This is a genomic window from Sphaerothrix gracilis Ecp01, from assembly GCF_030405905.1.
GTDB classification, from domain to species: domain Bacteria; phylum Cyanobacteriota; class Cyanobacteriia; order Phormidesmidales; family Phormidesmidaceae; genus Sphaerothrix; species Sphaerothrix gracilis.
The window spans coordinates 78,935-99,639 of the sequence record NZ_JASATW010000020.1 but is presented as its reverse complement, the minus strand read 5'-3'; the positions used below and the strand labels follow the sequence as shown (position 1 = coordinate 99,639).

The window sequence follows — 20,705 nt, the reverse complement described above, 5'->3', positions numbered from 1 at the left end:
CTTCATTGCCTGTTGCTGAAGATGAACCCTTATTTTTAACCTAGTAGACTCAGCGGCAGAGATGTTAGCCGTAAGAGCATAGTTTTCTGTTTTGGCTAAACTGCGTCAGAATCTAGCCATACTCGGAAATAGATTACTAACGATTTTATGGGTCAGACGGATCCTGCTTGGCAACCCCTCAGTCGATTTCGGGCTTGGCTACCGAATCTGAGGCGAGAAATTTGGATTTTAGCGGCGGGTCAGCTCCTGTTGTTCATCGGTCAGGGCTTTACCCTAGTGTATGCCTCCATTTACTTCGTCAACGAACTGGGCTTTTCCCCCACTCAGGTGGGTTTGGCCTTGGGTAGCGGCGGCATTTCTGGAACGCTGGGGCGGTTTTGGGCGGGTAACGCCATTGACTCTGAGCGCTGCGGGCGGCGGCGGACATTGCTGCTAGCGGCGGCGATCGCGGCGGCGGGCAGCTTTTTTCTGGCCTTTGCCAGTACGTTTCCCCTGCTGATAGCGGGCAATCTGCTGCTGGGGCTGGGCATTAGTCTTTACTGGCCCGCAACTTTGGCCATCACGACTGATTTGACTACGACTGAACAGCGCCCGGAAGCAATGGCCCTGACTCGCCTAGCGGACAATCTAGGATTGGGGCTGGGTGCTCTCCTGGCTGGACAGTATATTGCCATTGGCGGCAGCTATCCGGCCCTGTTTATCTGCAAGGGGCTGGCCTACTTGATTTTTGCCGTTGTTATTTTTAGGGCGATCGCTGAAACCCACCGCCCCTCCACCTCATCATCCAATCTGCTGCAAAACTGGTGGCAAGCTCTCCGCGATCGCCGTCTGGTCACCTACCTAGCCGCCAACCTATTTTTCACCACCTACGCCGCCCAGCTCAGCAGTACCCTGCCCCTATATCTGTCTAATTTCGTGCCGGGGGGCAATACAGCCAGCGGCTTCTCAGAGCAGTTCATCAGCTATTTTTTCGTTTGGCATACACTGCTGAAGATTTTGCTGCAGCTCCCCGTCATTCGCTGGCTGCGCTTCGTCCCCCAAACCAATATGCTGCTGGGATCTCTAGGACTGTGGGGCGGCAGCTTTTTCCTAATTTGGCTGGCAGGGCAGGTGCCCGTCAATGCCCTGGGGGTTGTTCTGGTGGCTTTTGCCTGCATTGCCACCGCTGAAATTCTCTACGCTCCTTCCGCTTCGGCTTTAGTAGGTGACATCGCACCGACGGCTTTGCGGGGGATTTATTTCTCCCTGGAGTCAGAGTGTTGGGCCATTGGCTTTTTGATTGGTCCGGCAGTGGGCGGCTGGGCCTTGGATCATCCGGCTACGCTGGGTGCTAACTTTTGGCTGTTGCTAATTGGCAGCGGTTTAGTGGCCGGAGGAGTGCTGCTGCGGCTGCGACTGCAGCTAGCTGGTAGTAAGGCCCCAGCGGAACAAACTCTCTAGCTGACATACTGTTGCACGAACACCTTGAGCGTTTCAATATCGGCGTCGCTGAATTCAGAGATGGCCTATAACTATTGCATATAAAGGGTTGATTAGGCAACTGGCGTTAGCGACAGCTACCCTCTACCACTTCTCATATAGCCTTTTAGCGTTGTTAAGTGTTTTGACTAAAATCGAGCCCGCACTTGTCCTGAGATTGCTCGGTTGTTGAAAGCGCTGCCGCCGGTTTGGCTGATGACGTTGTCAAAGGCATATTTGAGATCGAATTCTAGACTCTCTGTCACCTCAACCGTGCACTGAGTGCTATAGCCGAAGGCAGAAGTCCAATCTCCTGTCAGACGCTGTTGGCCCCACGAAGCGGTCAATCGACAGTCTAGCCAGTTAAGAACTTCTCCTTCCCAGGCAATCTCGCCGTTGAGTACCAGAAAATCAGGTGGTGAAAAATAGCCTGACGAGACTTCGGCATCCTGGTGATACCGCCAGTTAAACACGTTAGCTGCCAGCGAAAAATCTCCGGCTCTATGCTCCAATCGACTAAAAGACTGCTGTTCGCGGTTGCCATCGTTGTAATGCCCCCAGCGAACTAGCGAAAAAAAACTGGTGTTTTGGTTAATTTGCCAGTACAGGTTTGGCCCATAGCGTAGTGAAGTAATTTGGTTATTTAACGTCGTGGCATTGAACTTGTAAGGTCCCTGCTCTACGAAGAACGAAAGCACTGCCTGCTGGCCTAACGGCACAGAAGTGTTAGCTGCAAAATTCAGCGCAGTAGGTAAGCGATCGAACAGATCAATGCCGCCTCCCAAAGTTGTAGTAAAATCGCCTATCTCACGAGTCCAAGCAACTTTCAGCGGCACATTGATCACAGAACGAGTATCCGGCTGAGTAAAGGTATTCAGCCCGGAAGTCACTGCTAAGCGATCGCCATTTGTAAGAAAACCTGAAACTGTGGGTTCTATAAAGCGATTTCCTTGACTAAAGTTTGTGAAGGCGTCTGAAAAGTCAACGGAGAGACTTTCCAGTTGCCAAAACGGTACAGATGGTTTTTCCTCTATGAGAGTCTCAGGGGGAATATTTGGAGCAGGATTAGGCTGCTCAATATCCGGTACGTCTGGTTCTACCGGCGGCCTATAAAGACCGGGATTTAGGTTTTCAGGGGCAGCCAGATAAATGGCGCGATTTTCATCTACCAGTGGCAAAGGCTCATGAATAACCTCAGTTCTGCGCTCTAATTCAGACTCAGTTTGAGCAGGGTATTCTTGTATGTTAGCTGATAAGTAAGGCCGGGAATTCTTAGGGTGCTGCAGTTTGCCATATGCGGCAGCAGGGATAGCTGTTCCTAGCGAAAAAATTACCAAAGTCTGACACGATATCAAGCAGAAAACTACGGAAATTGGGGTGCTGAGGAAGCAGAAAGTTCGATCCTTTTTCACAGTAGACGAGCTAAACCGCGCTAGATAGGAGAGCTATGCCAACCAGTTAAAACAAAAGAAAAGTCTACTTTAGCTATTGACATAGATTCTGAAATGAGGTTTTTTCCAGTTTTTAGATATTTGGCTTAATTTTCCCAGTAACTTTCTCAAGCTGCACTAAGCACATAGTCTAAAAGCCCCTAACTGTTCGTGCGTATTCGTAGTGATTCAAGTTACAACCTTACCTAAGCTCTATGAGCAGCCCCACTAATATTCCGCTAACACACAATATACAGATTCGCCTCCGCGATCGCACCTTGCTCTTCCGCTATCTAGCAGTAATCAATCTGATCATTGGTGGATGGTACCTCTACTGGCGATGGACGCAATCGCTGAATATGGACGTTGTTTGGTTCTCAGTGCCTCTAGCCCTTGCCGAAGCTTACATGTATTTAGGCGGTGCTCTTTTCCTGATTGGTCTGTGGCGACCAATCCAGCGTCAGGTTCGTAGCTTGTGTAACTTAGTTCCGGCCTTATCAGAATCTGATTATCCTACAGTTGACGTCTTTATTACCTGCTACAACGAGCCTACCGAAATTGTCGAAGCGACTGCGGGTGCCGCTTTGCAGATGAACTATCCGGTAGAGAAGTTGCGCATCTATATCCTAGATGATGGTAATTCTCCTGCTATGCGGGCAATGGCAGAACGGCTCTGCTTGAATGATTTACGCACGCCTGCCTTGCAGCAGCTAGCTAATCGGCTCAACGCTGAGCGCTATTCTCTTCAAAGTCGGCTAGAGCAGCTACAACAGCTCCGACCAGAGTTGGAGGCGGTAGAGCGACTGCTGACTTCTCAAAAGATTCAGGTACACAGCGAATACCAGGAACTGTCTCAAGTGATGTGCTGGTTTGAGACCTTAAGATCTCCCATCGTTCCGGAGGATATTTGGCTTGCTTGCCAAACGCTACTAGGAGAAGGCTTTGACAATGCTATTTGTCATGCTCACAAACATCTGTCTCCTCAAACACCCATTGAGCTAGAAGTGGTTGTTCTGACCAGCGCTGTTATTCTACGGATTTGGGATCAGGGCAGACCTTTTGACTTTGAAGGACAGCTGCAAAGAGTGCCTGCTGAGGTTGATGCAGAGGCTGAGCGGGGCCGAGGACTGAGTATTTTAAGTCAGCTAGCCAATCATGTGTCCTACGTACGGACACATGACGACAGGAATTGTCTGACTTTGGTCAAATCTTTTACGCCACAGTTAGCTTCTTCAAAAACAGCTCATTGGCAACAGGCTGGATATTTACAGAGTATGCGAGAGCTTCTGCTGCTGAGTCATTCTGATCAACTTACTGCTACCGCTGTTTTAGAAGAAAAAGTACAGGCGTTAGAGCGAAAAATTGACAGCAAGACAAAAGCTATGACTGATTTGGCTCGATGTCGATATATTGCTCGGGAAAAACCTGAAGGACGTCCCCACCATGCCAAAGCAGGAAATATCAATCACGCTATTTTCTGCGGCGAAACTCAAGGAGATTTTATTCTCACCCTAGATGCCGATCACATTCCTAAAACTCAGTTCTTACAAAGAGTCCTGCCTCATTTTTTTAGATTCAACCTAGATCAAGGACGCTATGAGTTAAACAGAGTAGCTTTTGTGCAAACGCCTCAGGCTTTTCACAACCTGCCTAAAAAAGATCCCTTCGGCCATGATGCCCACCTGTTCTATGGGCCGATTCAGCAGGGCAAGGACGGAATGAATTCTGCTTTCTACACAGGGACAAATGCCGTATTAAGCCGGGAAGCTCTAGTCAACATGGGGCTACAGCATTTTGCTGATGATTTTGTCAATGATGAGCAGCGGTTGGCTGAATTTGATTTAATTGGGGGTCTGTCCAGCATCAGTATCACAGAAGACATGAATACAGCGATGCGACTGCATTCTACAGGATGGCAGTCTGCTTATCATGATGAAATACTGGCTGAGGGATTAGCACCTGATGATCTTAGCTCAACCCTAAAACAGAAACTGCGCTGGGCTCAGGGTACGCTTCAGGTCCTATTAAGGGACAATCCTTTGTTGAAGCCAGGGCTTACCGTATGGCAGAGACTACAGTATTTTCAGACAATGTATAGCTACTTTGCCGGTTTTTTTATCGCTGTTTTCCTTGTCTGCCCAATTATTTCTCTCTTCACAGGTCTGATCCCGGTTAGTAGCTATGGGGCTGACTTTGCTCTACATTTTATTCCAGCTTATGTAATTAATCGGCTAACATTTATAACAATAGGTTGGGAGGTATCCGCGCGAGAATTATGGCGCAACGAGCAGTATGCGATCGCACTATTCCCTCTTCAGATTCAAGCTGTTTTAAGCGTCTTTCGAGGCAAGAAAATTGACTTTAAGGTGACACCAAAACAGCGACAGTCCGGGATTTACATTAAGTTAGTGCGAATCCAGCTTGCGGTTGCTGTTTTAACGGGGCTGGCTATGATATGGGGGCTTGCCTGTCTGCTTCTAGGGTATTGTGATAGTCCCTGGACTTACCTCATCAACTTTGGCTGGGGTGTCTATCATATAGCGTTGCTGAGCGCAGTTATTCGAGCTGCCTGCTGGCAACCAAAGGCTTCTATGCAATTTGCGTAGGGTTTAAGTGAATCAAAAAATAGCTTTTTGAATATTAAGGAGATTTTTATGACGCCTCTTTTTAAGGTTGTGAAGCCTAGCGGAATCTTAGATGGTGTAGCTACGAACGAACTGAAACTACAGGTGCTAGAGTTCATTCAAGACGAAACTGATGTTGTTTTGATCGATATGGAAGATGTTACTTTCATGAACAGTTCTGGAATTGGCGCATTAGTCTCCATTCTGAAATCTCTTCGTGCTAAGAACAAGGAACTCTATCTCTGCGGCCTCTCAAATCAGGTTCAAATGATTTTTGAATTGACCAAGATGAACCGCGTTTTCAAGACATATAGCAGCCTGGAGGAGTTTGAAGTAACTGTCTAAAGCTAGCTATGATTATGCTTATTACTGAGCTTAGCTTCAGCACTAGTAAACTTAACAAGAGTCAGATTGTTAGCTATACAAAGCAACGCACCTGCCGCTAAAGAGAGCTTTCAAGCTATGTTAGCAGGCGATCGCCTTGAGCTGGTCGCTAGTGGATAGCGATCCGCAGGTAGATGACCTATGACTGGTACCAATGCTTTAGCTCCGCTCGATTGGTCTGTGTCCTTATGGAGCCGAAAATGTGGCAGGTGTTTCCCAGTGTGTCATAGTTAGCTGTCTAGGTGGGTACCGTGTAGGCTCGCCCGCAGATGGCGATCGCGGTGAGGGCCGCCCGGCTCAATAGTCCTCCCCAAAGAATGGACCACGATGCCGTAAGCTCGCGGCTCCTTTTATCTTGGGAACGGCAGGACCTCAGAATTGGGACAGCTTAAGTCAACAAAAGGCCAAATTACAGTCGGGGCAGCAGTAATCGACGACGTGCTCGGCATCACTGTGCTAGCTGTTGTCGCCAGTTTAGCCAAAACTGGTGAGGTAGATTTGCTAAATGTGGTCTATCCCCTCATCAGCGCTAGCGCCTTTTTGCTGGGAGCTATTTTGCTTGATAAGTTCTTTAATTAAAGCTTTGTATCGTCATAGGCTGGGCCGTGTCTGGTTAGCCCAACGTCAATCGTCTAGCTGTTGGTGTCGGTATGATTCCGCGCGGGGAAGTGGACTTAGTCTTTGCTGGAATTGGCTCTGCCGGTCGTCTTGGATCACCCTTTGGAAGCCGCTATCATCGTCATGGTGATTTTGACCCCCTTTCTGGCCTCCCCCTTTCTGCAGTTCTCTCTCAAAGACCAGTCGAAAGCAGTTCTTGCCGAAGAGGTTACGCTGTCTACCTCTAAATGATTCGTCAATGCCCTGCCTGTAGCTTCAGAGCTTGAGCAGTCAAGATTGTTTCTGATGTTGGAGCAAGGTCACTGTCAATCGAGCTAGCTTGATCAGTCAGCTAACGGATACAAGCTGACGGCTTGTTCTAACTCGATCTTGACCTGCTCATATGCGGTTTCTAACTCTAAAAGTGTGGTTGTCGCTTTCTGCATTTGCTCGGAGTTCTCTAATGCCTCCAAAGATTTGCAAAGATTGGCCAAATGCTGGGCGCCTAGACTAGCGCTGCTCGATTTGAGTGAGTGAGCCTGTAGATTAAGTTTACTGACGTTTCCGTGATCAATTGCTGTACGCATCTTTGCTAATATTTTGGGAGTTTCTTGACAGTAAATACTGACGAGCGATCGCAAAGACTGGGCTGCTTCATCGCCGAAGGGCAGCAGCATGTGCTGTAACTGTTGTAAATCGACCAAATTTCTGCATATGAATGGTTCTACCTGTGAATTGGCGTCCTCATCTGCAAAATTGAGCGTTCCAGCTTGCAACTTGTCAGAAGCCGGCTTTGTCACTAGCTGAGCATCTGTGGCGGTAAGCAATCTTAGCTCTGTCTGCCCCGACGTGTTGCACATAGGCAGATTTTCTGTCTTGCTAACAGGGCGTTTCGCTCTTTTAAGGGCACCCACCAATTCTTCAATCCGAATGGGCTTACTGATATAGTCGTTCATGCCAGCTTTGAGACAGGCCTCACGATCACCTGGCATCGCATTAGCTGTGACCGCAACGATCCATGGCCGTTCTGACGGCGACCACTTTTGACAGATCTGATGAGTAGCGGTGAAGCCGTCCATTTCTGGCATCTGCAAATCCATCAGCACAACGTCGTAAGTCTGACGTTGCAGTGCGGCGATGGCCTCTAATCCATTTCCCGCAACGTCAGCACGATAACCCATTCGCTTCAGTAATTGAATGGATAGCTGGAGGTTTACGCTATTGTCCTCGGCGACTAGGATGCGCAAAGGTAGCTTAGTGGCAAGCTCATGGTCCATTGCAGAACCTGTCTGCACAGAGGTAACTCGCGGCGATCGCCCCCTAAACAGATCAGAAATAATATCTAAAAGCTGTGATTGTTTGACAGGCTTGTTTAGAAAAGCGGCAAAATGCTGCTGCAGATCTGATTGGCTAATCTCATGCTTGCCAATTGAAGTCAGCATGATCAATGGCAGATTGCTATACTCCGGCAGATGATGAATAGCTTTAGCCAGCATCAAACCGTCCATTTCCGGCATCTGCATGTCTAGAATAGCAATATCGAAAGATTCCTTAAGCTGAAGCAGAGACAGCGCATCAGCACCTGACTGAGCTACTCGCGTTAACATTCCCCAGGCTCGCGCCTGTTTGTCTAAAATTTGGCGATTAGTCGCATTATCGTCAACGATTAGCAGCCGCTTACCGGCCATTTGAACAGGTTTGCTAGGAGAGCTTTGTCCACTATCTTTATGGGCGGCGTGTGCCTGAATTGTGAAGTAAAACGTTGTCCCCTGACCAGGCTGACTTTCGACCCAGATATCTCCGCCCATCATTTCAACTAGCTGCTTGCAAATAGCCAACCCTAGACCTGTTCCTCCATATCGGCGGGTAGTAGAGGAATCAACCTGGCTAAAAGGTTTGAATAGTCGATTCATCCGGTCTGTTGGAATGCCAATGCCCGTATCTCGTACGGCAAAACAAATCTCGTATTGAACCGAAAAATCGCTCAGTCGCACAGGGGAAGACTGCAAATTTGCGAGGATGACAACTTCGCCAGCTTGAGTAAACTTAACTGCATTACTTAATAGATTGACGAGTACCTGTCGAAGTCGGGTAACATCGCCGATCAAAATATTTGGCAAAACAGAATCAATTTGATAAGCCAGTTCTAGTTTTTTCTCAGCTGCTTTAGTGGCAATAATATCAAAAGATTCCTCAATACAGCAACGCAAATCAAGCGGATGCTCTTCAAGATCCAGCTGACCAGACTCAATTTTTGAAAAATCTAATATGTCATTAATTAGATTGAGAAGCGCATCTCCACCACTACGAATAGTATTAACAAAATTATATTGCTCTTCATTCAGAGAAGTATCTAATAATAGTCCCGTCATGCCAATAACTGCATTCATGGGAGTCCGAATTTCATGGCTCATTGTTGCCAGAAAGTCGCTTTTAGCCTGGGTTGCAGCTAAAGCCTCATCCCGGGCCTTGGCCAAGTCAATTGCCGTTTTTTGTCGCTCAATTTCATGACCAATCCACTGAGACATGAGCCTAATTAGCTCTTTCTCAACTGTAGAAAACGGCTCTTCCCTAATCGCTTGGCTGGCAAAGGCTAGGGTTCCATAGACTTTCCCATTGACGAAGACAGGCGCGCCTAAATAAGTCTCTAGCTTCAAAGTTTTGTAACATGGATGGCTAGCCCAAGTGGAATGGCTAGCGCCAAGAATGCATAGCGTTTTACCAGCTTCAATAACAGCTTGGCAATAAGTACTATCTAAAGATAGGCTAATATCCTGTAGTAGTGTTTTGTTAGGTAGGCGAGCAAGCTGAATAGTATACTGGTCAGACTCAATACAGGACAGCGCCCCTAGAGGCAAGTTGAATTGCTGGCAGCCGAAATTGAGCAGATCTTCAATTGATTGCTCAAAACTTAGTTTAGGAGAAGACGTTACCTCATAGAGAGAGCGAATAGAAGCTTCACTATAAATGAGCGCCTGTTCTACTCGTTGGCGCTCAACAATCTCCTGACAAAGCCACTCATTAGCAGCCTTTAATTCTGCAGTACGACTTTCAACAATTGATTCTAGCTGAACGCGATATTGTTCAAGCTCTATTTCGGCTTCCTTCTTCTCGGTAACATCGCGAATAGCTAAAACAGCGCTTAATTCAATCTTGTCTGTTCCAAACTGAACAGGTGCCCAAGAAATTTCCAGTATTCGCTTTGTCTCTTCTAACTGTAAGACATAGCATTGAGTTCCTTGAACTTGCTGAATTAAGGCCAAGCTACAGGGATGCTGCTCAGCGGCTAACAAGATTTCATCTTGATAGAGCGGCAGTTTCTTGTCTAAGTATTCGCCTAGAAGGAGCAGCTGCTTTTGTCCTATCATCTGCTCGAACGCAGCATTGCACCACTGAATCTTACCGCTTTCGTTGGTCCAAACAATTGCATCCGTAACAGCATCAAGCGCCACTTCCATCTTGCCTAAAGTGGTTCTTAGCTGCTCTAAAATTGTTGCAGAGGGATCAATCATGCGACTAAAGATTAGCGCGTTTGTACAAAAAACTGTCTGAGTAAGTATGCGCAGTTAAACATGCATAAATGTAGGTTGCGGTTGAGGAACGTTGACGTAGTCTTACTTGAGGCCATAAGTCAACACCTGCATGGATTAGGCTGTCGCTTTAGCGCAGCTATGCCTAGAGAGCTTTACCCGTCCTAAAAAGAATAGGGAAGCAGCCTTTATGTCAGCGGCTTAAGGATAGCACCAAAAGCCCAGCCATCTGCTGTTTTTTCAGCGATTATATAATGTTCAGTGATAATCTCCTGGCGATCTTTGGTAATTGTTTTGAGTTTGAGCGGATGATTCAAAACAGTGGCTTTCTCAGTGAATTGAAATCTGGAAAAAGCGAGATTGTGAGAATCGCGAAATTCCTCTGGTAATAAAGTGGTAATTAGCTTACCTAGTAAATCTTGCTGAGTCCAGCCCAGTACCTCTTGAAAACACGAATTGACATAGGTGATTAGCCCTTTGTTGTCTGCGATGACTACGGGGCTATCTGTAACCTGTTGCAGTTCTGTTAGCGTGGTGGGATTTATACGCATTGAGAAGACCTCGCAAAATTTTACTGTTGATGAAGACAAGCGGGTAAACTATACAAAAAATGGGCTAAGCATAGTCGTCATGCGCCATTTCCTAAAGCCTGAATGTGTTGGCGATAACATCATGCCTCTACAAACGATTGAGTCTTTCTGTCTATGAATCACATAGAGTTACTTTCTTCTCTAAGCTACCCGTCTTAATTGGGCCGCTAACAAACCGCAAGTGCTCAAGCCCGTAGCTAATCATTTTGATGTGAGGTAAGGGCCTGAGTGCCTGACCCATCTTGGGTCAGGCTCGGCAGTAGACGGTGCGGACTCGATAAAGTCCTTGGCGTTGCTGATTTCTAGCCGACATTCCGCAGGTTGACAGTATATTTCTGATGTGCATATCAGCCATCAACTCTTGAAAACCTTATTGAGCAAGCATTCTAGGTTCAGGTCATATTTTTTATTGAACCACGGCCTTAATATTTCGCAATTTAGACCAGCCTCGGATTTTGAAGCATGACCAACGGGATTTCAATGACTCCAGCGACCTTAAATCTAATGCACTCCTGAAAATAAAAAGCAACCTGCGGAACGTAGGTTCTAGGATGAATCAGATTATCAAAACACCATTGTCACTGAGTTCCATAAAATGTCATCTACGGATTTATCCATCGGACTCAAAAGAGTGGATTCCGCCATGAAGTAGTTTTAGAACTGGAGCAAATTGCTGTATAGAAAAACACTCAGTGTTGAAGTTGAAGCCACCATTACCAATCTTTATGCTGCTGACGAAGTGGTCATGATTCGGCGCAATATCGATACGTTGACGTAGCTGGTAACGACACTAAGCGGTTTAACGTGTAAGCCTGAGGAGCTTGCGGCTGTCGTGTTAGAACCGATCAATTACTGTGACGCCTGTACCCTTAAAGCTACTCATGCTTGGAAGCTCAACCAAAGAGTCTTCGAGACTAATAGTTCTGCCGATGAGCATCTCTGGCTTCAACTTACCGGCCCGAATCATTGCGAGAAGTTCGGAATACCTGTGTGCTTGTATCCCATGAGAACCAATAATTTCTAATTCATTCGCAATCACCAGATCCATTGGCAACATGGGGCGACTGTCATCACCCAGCATTAAGCCAACCTGAATATGCTTGCCACGTTTGCGCAAGCCGAAAATTGAGTTCAAACATGTCACAGTACTCCCGAGCGCATCAATCGATACGTGTGCTCCACCAGCCGTAATGCTTTGAATACTCTCAGCAACGGAATTGACCTCAGCTGCATTGAGTACCGCATCAGCGCCGATACGCTTAGCAAAGTTCAGTTTTTCGCTATCAATGTCAATTGCAACAACATGTGCGTTTAATGCGTTGGCGATCATGATGGCAGAAAGCCCAACCCCACCGCATCCGTGTACGGCGACCCATTGCCCAGGAGAAATTTGACCTTGATCAACTACTGCCCGAAAAGATGTCACGAATCGGCACCCAAGGCTTGCTGCTGTGACAAAGTCAAGCTCCTCCGGCAGGCGAACTAGATTGACATCCGCATAATCAATCGCCACGTATTTGGCGAACGAACCCCAGTGTGTAAAACCCGGTTGGAACTGATAGTCACAGACCTGATGATTTCCAGAGGTGCATTGGGGACATGCTCCACACCCACAAACAAAAGGCAGCGTGACCCGGTCTCCAGGTTTCCACTTGGTGACCTCTGAACCCACAGCTTCAACGACACCAGCAAGCTCATGCCCAGGAACATGGGGAAGGCGAATGCTTGAATCATGTCCCATCCAGCCGTGCCAATCGCTTCGGCATAGCCCTGTTGCTTTTACGTCGATCACCACGCCCCTAGTTGGAGGTGTCGGGTCTGGCACCCTCTCAATAGCAAGCGGTTCACCAAATTCTCGATAGATTACAGCCTTCAATTTCTATCTCCGAATGACAAGGGCACTGAGTACCCTATTTCTTTTAGCAATGCCCAGCTACGTATTATTCAGCAATAATTGTATTACTTTCCAAAAAGTCGGGATACTGTTTCCTGTGTTCCCAGTGCATAGAGCTGTTGCAGATGGTGGGTGACAGCCGTTATGAACTCTCTAGAATTAGACAAGTTGCCAAAGATTTGGCTGATGCTGAGTAGCGGTGTCGGATCATCTTTGCCCATGAGCGCTTTTTCGGTGAGCAGGGTTGCCATTGGGTCGTTAATAGGTAACGACTGACCCTGTTCATCTTTGCCGTTGAGGTAGCGGAACCAGAGCGCGATCGCAAAGCTCAAATAGGTAATTGCCCCATCCTGCGCCAGCTTATCCCTCAAGCTGCCAAGGATGAACTTGGGTATTTTGTCCGAGCCGTTTAGACACAGGCGAGAGAGCTGATCGCGCACTTTTGTATTAGCAAACCGCTCGATTAGCGTTTGTTTATAGCGGTCGAGCTGAATGCCGGGAAGCGGCGGCAGCGTTGACGAAACTTCATCCATCAGCCGTTCAACAACCTGACGAATCAACGGATCATCCATTGCCTCAGACGTGTAGCTGTATCCAAGCAGCGACCCCAGATAGCCTATCAGCGAGTGGCTGGCATTCAGCAGCCGCAGCTTCATCATTTCGTAGGGCCTGACATCGTCTGTCATCTGCACGCCCACAGACTCCCAATCGGGCCTGCCCGCGCAGAATTTATCTTCAATTACCCACTGACTGAACGGTTCGGCCACCACGGGCCAACTGTCATCGATGCCAAAGCGATCGCGCACCATCTGAATATCGGTTGGGGTGGTAGACGGGGTAATGCGATCGACCATGCTGTTTGGAAAGGCCACATTCTCTTCGATCCACCGGCCCAGGTCAGGATTTTGCCGTTTAGCGAAGGCCGTCAGCATGCTGCCGACCAGGTCACCGTTACCCTGGAGGTTGTCGCAGGAGAGGACGGTGAAGGGGGGAATACCCCGCTGTTGCCGCCGATTCAGCGCCGCTGCCAGGAAGCCGTAAATGCCGTGGGGTTCATCCGGGTTCTGCAAATCGTGCTGGATGGTGGGATGACCAACATCGAACTCACCCGTCCCTTCAACCACGTAGTAGCCGCCTTCGGTGATGGTCAGGGTGACGATGCGGCACTGGGGGGCTGCTAGGATTGCAATGACAGCCTCGTGATCGTCGGGGGCAAACAGGTACTGGCTGATGGAGCCGATGATGCGGGCATTGTCCCCAGCGGGCGATCGCTCCACCAGGGTATACAGACAGTTCTGAGAGTGCATGACATCCCGCATTTTGCGGTCGAACTCCAGCAGACCGACGCCGCAGATGCTCCAGTCGCTGTTAGGGTGCTGCTCCAGGTAATTGTCCAGGTACAGCGCCTGGTGCGCCCGGTGGAAGCCGCCGACCCCAAAATGGACGAGGCCGTGAGTCACTTGGCTGCGATCGTACTTCGGAATGCGTACCAGTTCGGGCAGATGTGAGAGGTTCCCCTCAGTCAGCTTGACGAGGGATTTGGTTGGGCTGGGGTTGCTGTTCATAGGTTTGCTTTTGGGAGGCTGCGGTTTGCGTTGGCGTGACTTCAGGATGCTGGGACTGAGCGGTGAGGTGATGGCGCTCGGCTTTGGGAATTGCCATTCCCTCGACGTTAAACAGATGGCACAAAGTCCCGTCGATGTGAATAGGCACGCGATCGCGCACCTTGGCCCGGTTGTCGCCATCGGTCTGGACAATGAAGGTATCGCCCCCAGCGATTTTGACGTAGAGGTAGGTTTCGCCCCCTAGTCGTTCAACTACTAGCACTTCGCCCATCAGCGTGGGGTTATGAGCGTCAATCCGTAGGTGTTCAGGGCGGATGCCAAGGGTAGCGCGATCGCCTGCCGAGAGCATCTTGGGCTGCACGGGCACGGTGACGCTGGCATCGCCGGGGAGCCGAACGACGGTACCTGAATCTTGCACGCCAACGGTCTGTACTGAGAGGAAGTTCATCTTGGGCGAGCCGATGAACCCCGCTACAAATAGGTTGCGGGGATGGTGATACAGCTCTAAAGGAGAACCCACCTGCTCGACGATGCCGCCCTGCAACACCACAATCTTGTCTGCCAGGGTCATGGCTTCCACCTGGTCGTGGGTGACATAAATCATGGTGGACTGCAGACTTTCGTGCAGGCCCGCCAGCTCAATCCGCATCTGCACCCGCAGGGCCGCATCCAGATTAGACAACGGTTCATCAAACAGGAATACGCGGGGATTGCGGACTAAGGCTCGACCAATGGCTACCCGCTGCCGCTGACCGCCGGAAAGGGCTTTGGGCTTGCGATCGAGCAATGGCTCTAGCTGCAGAACCCGGGCCACTTCACGGGCCCGCTCCATCCGCCGCTCTTTGGAAACCCCTGCCAGTCGCAGGCTGAAGGCCATGTTTTCGGCCACGGTCATGTGGGGATAGAGGGCATAGGTCTGAAACACCATTGCCAGACCTCGCTTGTCGGGCGGTACTTCGTTCATGCGATCGCCATCAATCAGCAAGTCACCGGAGGTAATATCTTCCAGCCCCGCGATCATCCGCAACAGAGTGGATTTACCACAGCCGGAAGGGCCAACGAAAACGACAAATTCCCTATCGTTGATATCTAAATCAACGCCTTTAATCACCTCATAATCGCTGTAGGCTTTATGGATGTCTCGCAATGTGACAGTAGACATGGGTCGCTCACCTTAGGTCGATAAATGTGCAAAACAAATGTGCAAAACGGTGTTTACTTAACGGCCCCAAAAGTGAGACCTCGGACCAGTTGTCGCTGGCTGATCCAGCCGAAGATCAAGATAGGGGCGATCGCCATCGTTGAAGCGGCAGACAGTTTGGCCCAGAACAACCCCTGGGGACTGGAAAATGACGCGATGAAGGCCGTCAGTGGAGCCGCATCAAAGGTGGTCAGATTCAGGCTCCAAAAGGCTTCATTCCAAGACAGAATGATGGACAGCAAGGCGGTGGAGGCAATGCCCGGTAGAGCTAGGGGCAGCAGCACGTGCACTACTTCCTGCCAGGTGGACGCCCCGTCCATGCGATCGGCTTCCAAAATTTCCTTCGGCACTTCCTTGAAGAAGCTGTAGATCATCCACACCACTATCGGCAGATTAATTAGCGTATAAATGATGATCAGGCCGATGCGGGTATCCAGCAGTCCCGTTTCCCGCCCCAGGATATAAATCGGCACTAACACACCAACCGCAGGCAGCATCTTAGTGGAGAGCATCCACAGCAAAGTGCCCTTGGTGCGCTTCGTGGGAAAAAACGACATGGCGTAGGCCGCCGGAATCGCCAGCAGCAGCGCCAGAATCGTGGCCCCAATCGAAATCACCACGCTATTCCAGGCGAAGTTGAAGTAGGAGGCGCGGGCCTGCACGGCGATGTAGTTCTCAAAGGTGGGTTGAAAGAAGAGTTGGGGCGGAGTCGCCACCGCCGCCACTTCTGTCTTGAAGCTGGTGATGAACATCCAGAAAATTGGGAAGAACAAGAGGCAGGCCACTAGCCAGCCCAACAGGGCAATCAGCCATTGACGAGAGGAATTACTTGCCATATCAGGTGTCCAAATTACGAGCAACACTGCGCATCAGAAAAATCGCCACGATGTTGGCCAGCACCACGGCAATCAAGCCGCCTGCCGATGCCCCGCCCACGTCGAATTCCAGCAGCGCCTTTAGGTAGATGTAGTAGGCCAGGTTGGTGGTAGCGAGTCCAGGGCCGCCTCCGGTGGTGACGAAGATTTCGGCAAAGATAGTGAGAAAGAAAATCGTTTCAATCATCGCCACGACGGAAATGGCCCGGCTCAGGTGGGGCAGCACCACAAACCGAAACAGTGCCATAGAGTTGGCCCCATCCATCCGTGCCGCCTCCATCTGGTCCGCATCCAGCGACTGAATCGCCGTCAGCAGAATCAAGAGGGCAAAGGGCAGCCACTCCCACGAGACGATGATGATGATGGCCACCAGCGGCAAATCGGCAAACCAGTCGATCGCCCCCAGGCCCAAGCCCCGCGTAATTTGGGCAAATAGCCCGTTTACTGGGTGCATCAGCATGTTTTTCCAGATCAGGGCACTCACCGTGGGCATGACGAAAAATGGCGAAATCGCCAGCACCCGCGCCACACCCCGCCCAGCAAAATCCTGGTTAAACAGCACTGCTAGCAGAGTACCGAGGCCAATCGTAATCACCAGCACCGACACCACCAGTACCAGCGTGATGCCGATAGAAACCCACAGAGCGGAGTCGGTCAGGATGTAGGTAAAGTTCTCTAAGCCAATAAACTCGCGATTCTCAGGCAATAGCAGGTTGTAGCGCTGGAAGGCAAACCAGATAGCCATCGCCAGCGGCACCACCATCCAGAGCACCAGCGCGATCACTGAGGGCGCCACCAGCAGCCGGGCCGGGATGCGTTGGTGCGATCGCGTCCGGGTCGGTGGCGGCGAATGGGAAGGGGTTGCGATAGAGGAAGTCATAGTTGAGAAAGGATAAAGGTGAACGAAGGAAAAGTGAGAAAGTTTTGAGCTTTGACCGTTGAACTTTCAATCTCAAGAACTCAGCTTAAAAACTCAAAACTTCCCAATCACTCGATATACCCGGTATGGCGCATGAACCGTTCGGCGACGTTCTGCGATCGCGCGATCGCCTGATCGACCGTCGATTTATTAGCGAGGGCTGCGGCCATGCGTTGTCCGACCTGGGTACCAATAGCCTGGAACTCAGGAATGTCCACGTATTGCACCCCCTTGTAGGGCGTTGGTTCGGGGGAAGGGTTGGTGATATCGGCAGACTGGATGGAGGTTAGTACGATGTCCGCGAAGGGGGCAGCTTCCCGATAGTTGGGATTCTCATAAGTCGATTGGCGGGTACCTGGAGGGGCGGCCACCCAGCCATACTCAGCCGCCACGAGCTGGATATACTCCTTAGAGGTGGCCCAGGTCACAAAACGCTCGGCCGCTGCCGGTGACTGTGAGGTGGCGGGAATAGCTAAAGACCAAGCCCAGAGCCAGTTGGAACCATTGGGGTAGGACGCTACCGGAGCGCGGGCAAAGCCCACGACATCAGCTACCTGCGATTCTGCCGGATTCGAGAGCAGGCCAGCCGCGACGGTGGCATCGATCCACATGCCACATTTACCCGTCGAGAACAGAGCCAGGTTTTCGTTGAAGCCGTTAGAGCTGGCCCCAGGGGGACCGTACTGGTTCAAGGTATCGACGTAGAAATTAACCGCCTCTTTCCACTCGGGGGTGTCAAGAGTAGGATTCCAGTCCATATCAAACCAGCGCCCGCCAAAGGTATTGACCATAGTGGTGAGGAAGGCTACATTCTCTCCCCAGCCTGGCTTGCCCCGCAGACAAATACCATAGACGTCATTGGCCGGATCGTTAATTTGCTTGGCCCATTCGCCCACCTGCTCGTAGGTGGGATTCTGCGGCACTGTGATCCCGGCTTGGTCAAACAGGTCAGTGCGGTAGTAGAGCATCGAGCTTTCGCCATAGAAGGGCACTGCATAGAGGCTGTCTTCATAGGAAAGTCCGGTGCGAATCGGGTCTATCAGGTCATCCACGTCATACTCAGCGGGTAGCCCGTCCAGGGAATGCAGCCAGCCCCGCCTAGCCCAAATGGGAACTTCGTAAGAACCAATAGTCAGAACATCGAACTGCCCCCCCTGACTGGCAACGTCGGTAGTGGTGCGCTGGCGCAGAATGTTTTCCTCCAGAACTACCCAGTTCAGCTCAATATCCGGGTTTTCAGCCTCAAAGCGACTCGACAGGTCTTGCATAATCACCATGTCGCCGTTGTTGACGGTGGCGATGGTTAATCGGGTTTTTCCCTCTGCCTGGGGACCTACCGAACAGGCGTTCACGAGCTGTACCAACAGGAGGCCAATGAGGAATGCCACCAGCACTTTGACACGGCGAAATAGGTGCATCGCACGGCTCCTCTCTATTTCAAAGGATTAACTCAAAAATAAACAAAGATTGATTTTATGCTCTTGTTTTGAGCAAAAGCTCAATAATGGAATCTTACTGGTGTCTCTCCCAGAAATGAGACGGGCAGAAAGATTCGCAACAATTCTTGATTTGGAGGCAGGTGATATGAGCGCCAATGCGACCTATAACTTTCAGGGCAAAACCTTCCTGATCACAGGTAAGGTGAAGGAAATTCGCCCACCGTTTTGCCAGAAAAGGGGCAGGCATTGTGTTACTGGATATTAATTAATTCAAGCTGGCGGAGGCTGCCAGGAGATTAGACCCCGACCGGGGCGATAAAATTTGAGCAGTTTTTCTTTCGTTGAGGATATACTCAACATAAAATTTTCTGAGAGGGCAATGATTGTTAAGCTTCGAGGTAAGAGATGGGAGAACCTAACGTAGAAAAGCGCGATCGCAAACTCGACCAGGCAGCCCATGCCGCTTGGCTCTACTACATTGCGGGGAATACCCAGGAAGAAATCGCCACGAAGCTCAATGTGTCGCGACAAGCCGCCCAACGCCTGGTGGCCCTGGCTGTCAGCGAAAAACTAATCAAGTTTCGGCTCGATCATCCCCTCAGCCAATGTATTGTCCTGGCCGAAGCGCTACGCGACAAGTTTGCCCTTTCTCTCTGTGAGGTTGTCCCCAGTTCAGCCAATGGTGCCCCCCCTTACAGCAGCTTGGGGGTCTGCGCAGCAACCTATTTAGAGAACTATCTCGTAGCAAAAACGCCCTCTATCCTAGCCTTTTCCTCAGGCCGCACCCTGCGGGCCGCTGTGGATCAAATCCCTTCTATGAATCAACCCCAGCATAAAGTTGTCTCAATTGTGGGCAACATGTCTCACTATGGTTTGGCGGGGCGCTACGAGGTGGTCATGCACCTGTCTGAGCAGATCGGCTCGCAGGCCTATCCACTGCCGGTCCCGGCAGTGGCCACCAGTGCTGAGGAACGCGACTTGTTGCAGACGCAGCAAGCGTTTATGGCGGTTAAATCGCTAGCCAAGCAGGCCAAAGTCACCTTTGTCGGCATTAGTCACATCGCTTGGAACTCGCCCCTCCATGAGGATGGCTTCATCAATGACGAAGAACTGACCGAACTGATTGATCTAGGGGCGATTGGCGAAATTGCTGGTTGGGCCTTCGATACCCAGGGAAATTTGCTGAAAAAAGGCAGCAATGCTCGGGTTGCCAGCTTGCCCTTAGAACAACCCGCTCAGAAATCCACCATTGGCGTCGCCGGAGGAATCGGTAAAGCCGAAGCCATTCGAGCCGCCCTGCGGGGCCAGTTAATTACAGGGCTGATTACTGATGAAGCCGCCGCTGAAGCTATGTTGGATCAAGCTTGACTTCTAGCTTAAGGATAAGCCAGAAGTTCTAGCTCTTGTATAAAGCGGAAGTCGCGCTGGTTTTTGCTGAGCAGTGCAATGTTGTTTGCGATCGCCGTTGCTGCAATCAAAGCATCGGCAATCAACAGCCCATGGCTAAGGCAATAATTTTTGAGCAGAGCGATCGCCTGCGTTGAGACTTTGCCATCAAGAGCAATCACTTGAAATTGAGCTAGAAAGTCCTCTAGCTGGTTTTGCTCTTGCTTATTGCGGCAACCCACAATTAACTCCATAACTGTGATTGAAGAGATTGCTAAAGGACCCTGTTGACTTTCTGCTTTAAGACGATTGATAGCTGTTTCATCTCGATTGGCAATATCGATCAAAATGTCGGTATCAACCAGAAGTCGTGTCACTTTGGCTAGCTCCAATGCTGCTGACGAATCTGTTTAACCCATTGAGTACTATCCTGCATTTCAGGGCGATCGCTCCACATGCCGACGAAGGGAGAGTTATCCAAATTTAAGGTGGAATGGTTCTCTTCTAGAGAAGTAGCTTGATAACGCTGCTTCAAAAAAGCAACAAAATCGGTTAGTAGTTGTTGGGCTTCGTCAGGGAGTGATTGAATATCTTGCCTCAGTCGTTCAAATTCCAGCATATTCACCTCTGGCTAGCCCCGTCCTCATAGTCAGTTTAGCGGTTTATTTTGTTTACAAACTGTTGGCGTAGGCTTAACATCCTCCGCCATAATCCTGGTCGTTACGGCAAACTGATGACAGAGTTTACTAGCAAGGAAGCGACCGCTACAACCTGACTAAATCGCAGAGAGAACCCATGGCAGTCTATTGCAGC

At 49.9% G+C, this 20,705-nt stretch carries 15 protein-coding genes and 1 pseudogene; 5 read left to right on the top strand and 11 right to left on the bottom strand.

The window, feature by feature from the left end:
• Positions 1–147: 147 nt before the first annotated feature.
• Positions 148–1,440: an MFS transporter gene (locus tag QJQ48_RS20230; RefSeq protein WP_346293057.1), complete on the top strand. Its 1,293-nt coding sequence runs from the start codon at positions 148–150 to the stop codon at positions 1,438–1,440.
• 167 nt (positions 1,441–1,607) lie between these two features.
• Here QJQ48_RS20230 and QJQ48_RS20225 read toward each other — a convergent pair whose 3' ends face one another.
• Positions 1,608–2,636, bottom strand: a complete 1,029-nt coding sequence (locus QJQ48_RS20225; RefSeq protein WP_346293056.1) for a hypothetical protein — start codon at positions 2,634–2,636, stop codon at positions 1,608–1,610.
• 467 nt (positions 2,637–3,103) lie between these two features.
• Here QJQ48_RS20225 and QJQ48_RS20220 point away from each other — a divergent pair, with 467 nt between their 5' ends.
• From QJQ48_RS20220 to QJQ48_RS20210, 3 genes and pseudogenes are all read left to right on the top strand, one after another.
• Positions 3,104–5,494, top strand: coding sequence for a glycosyltransferase family 2 protein (locus QJQ48_RS20220; RefSeq protein WP_346293055.1), 2,391 nt, complete (start codon positions 3,104–3,106; stop codon positions 5,492–5,494).
• A gap of 48 nt (positions 5,495–5,542) precedes the next feature.
• Positions 5,543–5,857, top strand: a complete 315-nt coding sequence (locus QJQ48_RS20215; protein ID WP_346293054.1) for an STAS domain-containing protein — start codon at positions 5,543–5,545, stop codon at positions 5,855–5,857.
• 411 nt (positions 5,858–6,268) lie between these two features.
• A pseudogene (locus tag QJQ48_RS20210) lies at positions 6,269–6,745 on the top strand (cation:proton antiporter domain-containing protein); the annotation flags it as partial.
• 92 nt (positions 6,746–6,837) lie between these two features.
• Here the strand turns inward: QJQ48_RS20210 and QJQ48_RS20205 are convergent.
• The 8 genes from QJQ48_RS20205 to QJQ48_RS20165 all read right to left on the bottom strand — a co-directional run bounded on the left by QJQ48_RS20205 (position 6,838) and on the right by QJQ48_RS20165 (position 18,485).
• Positions 6,838–10,005, bottom strand: coding sequence for a hybrid sensor histidine kinase/response regulator (locus tag QJQ48_RS20205; RefSeq protein WP_346293053.1), 3,168 nt, complete (start codon positions 10,003–10,005; stop codon positions 6,838–6,840).
• A 206-nt stretch (positions 10,006–10,211) separates the two neighbouring features.
• Positions 10,212–10,574, bottom strand: a complete 363-nt coding sequence (locus QJQ48_RS20200; RefSeq protein WP_346293052.1) for a PAS domain-containing protein — start codon at positions 10,572–10,574, stop codon at positions 10,212–10,214.
• Between the two features lie 874 nt (positions 10,575–11,448).
• Entirely contained in the window at positions 11,449–12,489 is a 1,041-nt protein-coding gene (locus QJQ48_RS20190; protein ID WP_346293051.1) for a zinc-dependent alcohol dehydrogenase family protein, read from the bottom strand.
• Between the two features lie 83 nt (positions 12,490–12,572).
• Positions 12,573–14,072, bottom strand: a complete 1,500-nt coding sequence (locus QJQ48_RS20185) for a mannitol dehydrogenase family protein (protein WP_346293050.1) — start codon at positions 14,070–14,072, stop codon at positions 12,573–12,575.
• Complete coding sequence (locus tag QJQ48_RS20180; RefSeq protein WP_346293049.1) at positions 14,026–15,234, bottom strand: ABC transporter ATP-binding protein; 1,209 nt, start codon at positions 15,232–15,234, stop codon at positions 14,026–14,028. Before QJQ48_RS20180 ends, QJQ48_RS20185 begins: the two co-directional genes overlap by 47 nt.
• 53 nt (positions 15,235–15,287) lie before the next feature.
• Positions 15,288–16,109, bottom strand: a complete 822-nt coding sequence (locus QJQ48_RS20175; protein ID WP_346293048.1) for a carbohydrate ABC transporter permease — start codon at positions 16,107–16,109, stop codon at positions 15,288–15,290.
• 1 nt (position 16,110) lies between these two features.
• Entirely contained in the window at positions 16,111–17,028 is a 918-nt protein-coding gene (locus QJQ48_RS20170; RefSeq protein ID WP_346293047.1) for a carbohydrate ABC transporter permease, read from the bottom strand.
• Positions 17,029–17,135: 107 nt separating this feature from the next.
• Positions 17,136–18,485, bottom strand: coding sequence for an ABC transporter substrate-binding protein (locus QJQ48_RS20165; protein WP_346293046.1), 1,350 nt, complete (start codon positions 18,483–18,485; stop codon positions 17,136–17,138).
• A 426-nt stretch (positions 18,486–18,911) separates the two neighbouring features.
• On the opposite strand from QJQ48_RS20165, the gene QJQ48_RS20160 reads away from it, so the two are divergent.
• Positions 18,912–19,874: a sugar-binding transcriptional regulator gene (locus QJQ48_RS20160; protein ID WP_346293045.1), complete on the top strand. Its 963-nt coding sequence runs from the start codon at positions 18,912–18,914 to the stop codon at positions 19,872–19,874.
• Positions 19,875–19,882: 8 nt separating this feature from the next.
• On the opposite strand, the gene QJQ48_RS20155 is transcribed toward QJQ48_RS20160, so the two are convergent.
• Both QJQ48_RS20155 and QJQ48_RS20150 read right to left on the bottom strand, forming a co-directional pair.
• Positions 19,883–20,284 carry a type II toxin-antitoxin system VapC family toxin gene (locus QJQ48_RS20155; protein WP_346293044.1) on the bottom strand — a complete coding sequence of 134 codons (402 nt, stop codon included), beginning with the start codon at positions 20,282–20,284 and terminating at the stop codon, positions 19,883–19,885.
• Positions 20,275–20,511, bottom strand: coding sequence for a DUF2281 domain-containing protein (locus tag QJQ48_RS20150; RefSeq protein ID WP_346293043.1), 237 nt, complete (start codon positions 20,509–20,511; stop codon positions 20,275–20,277). The genes QJQ48_RS20155 and QJQ48_RS20150 overlap by 10 nt, the downstream gene beginning before the upstream one ends.
• Positions 20,512–20,705: the final 194 nt, after the last annotated feature.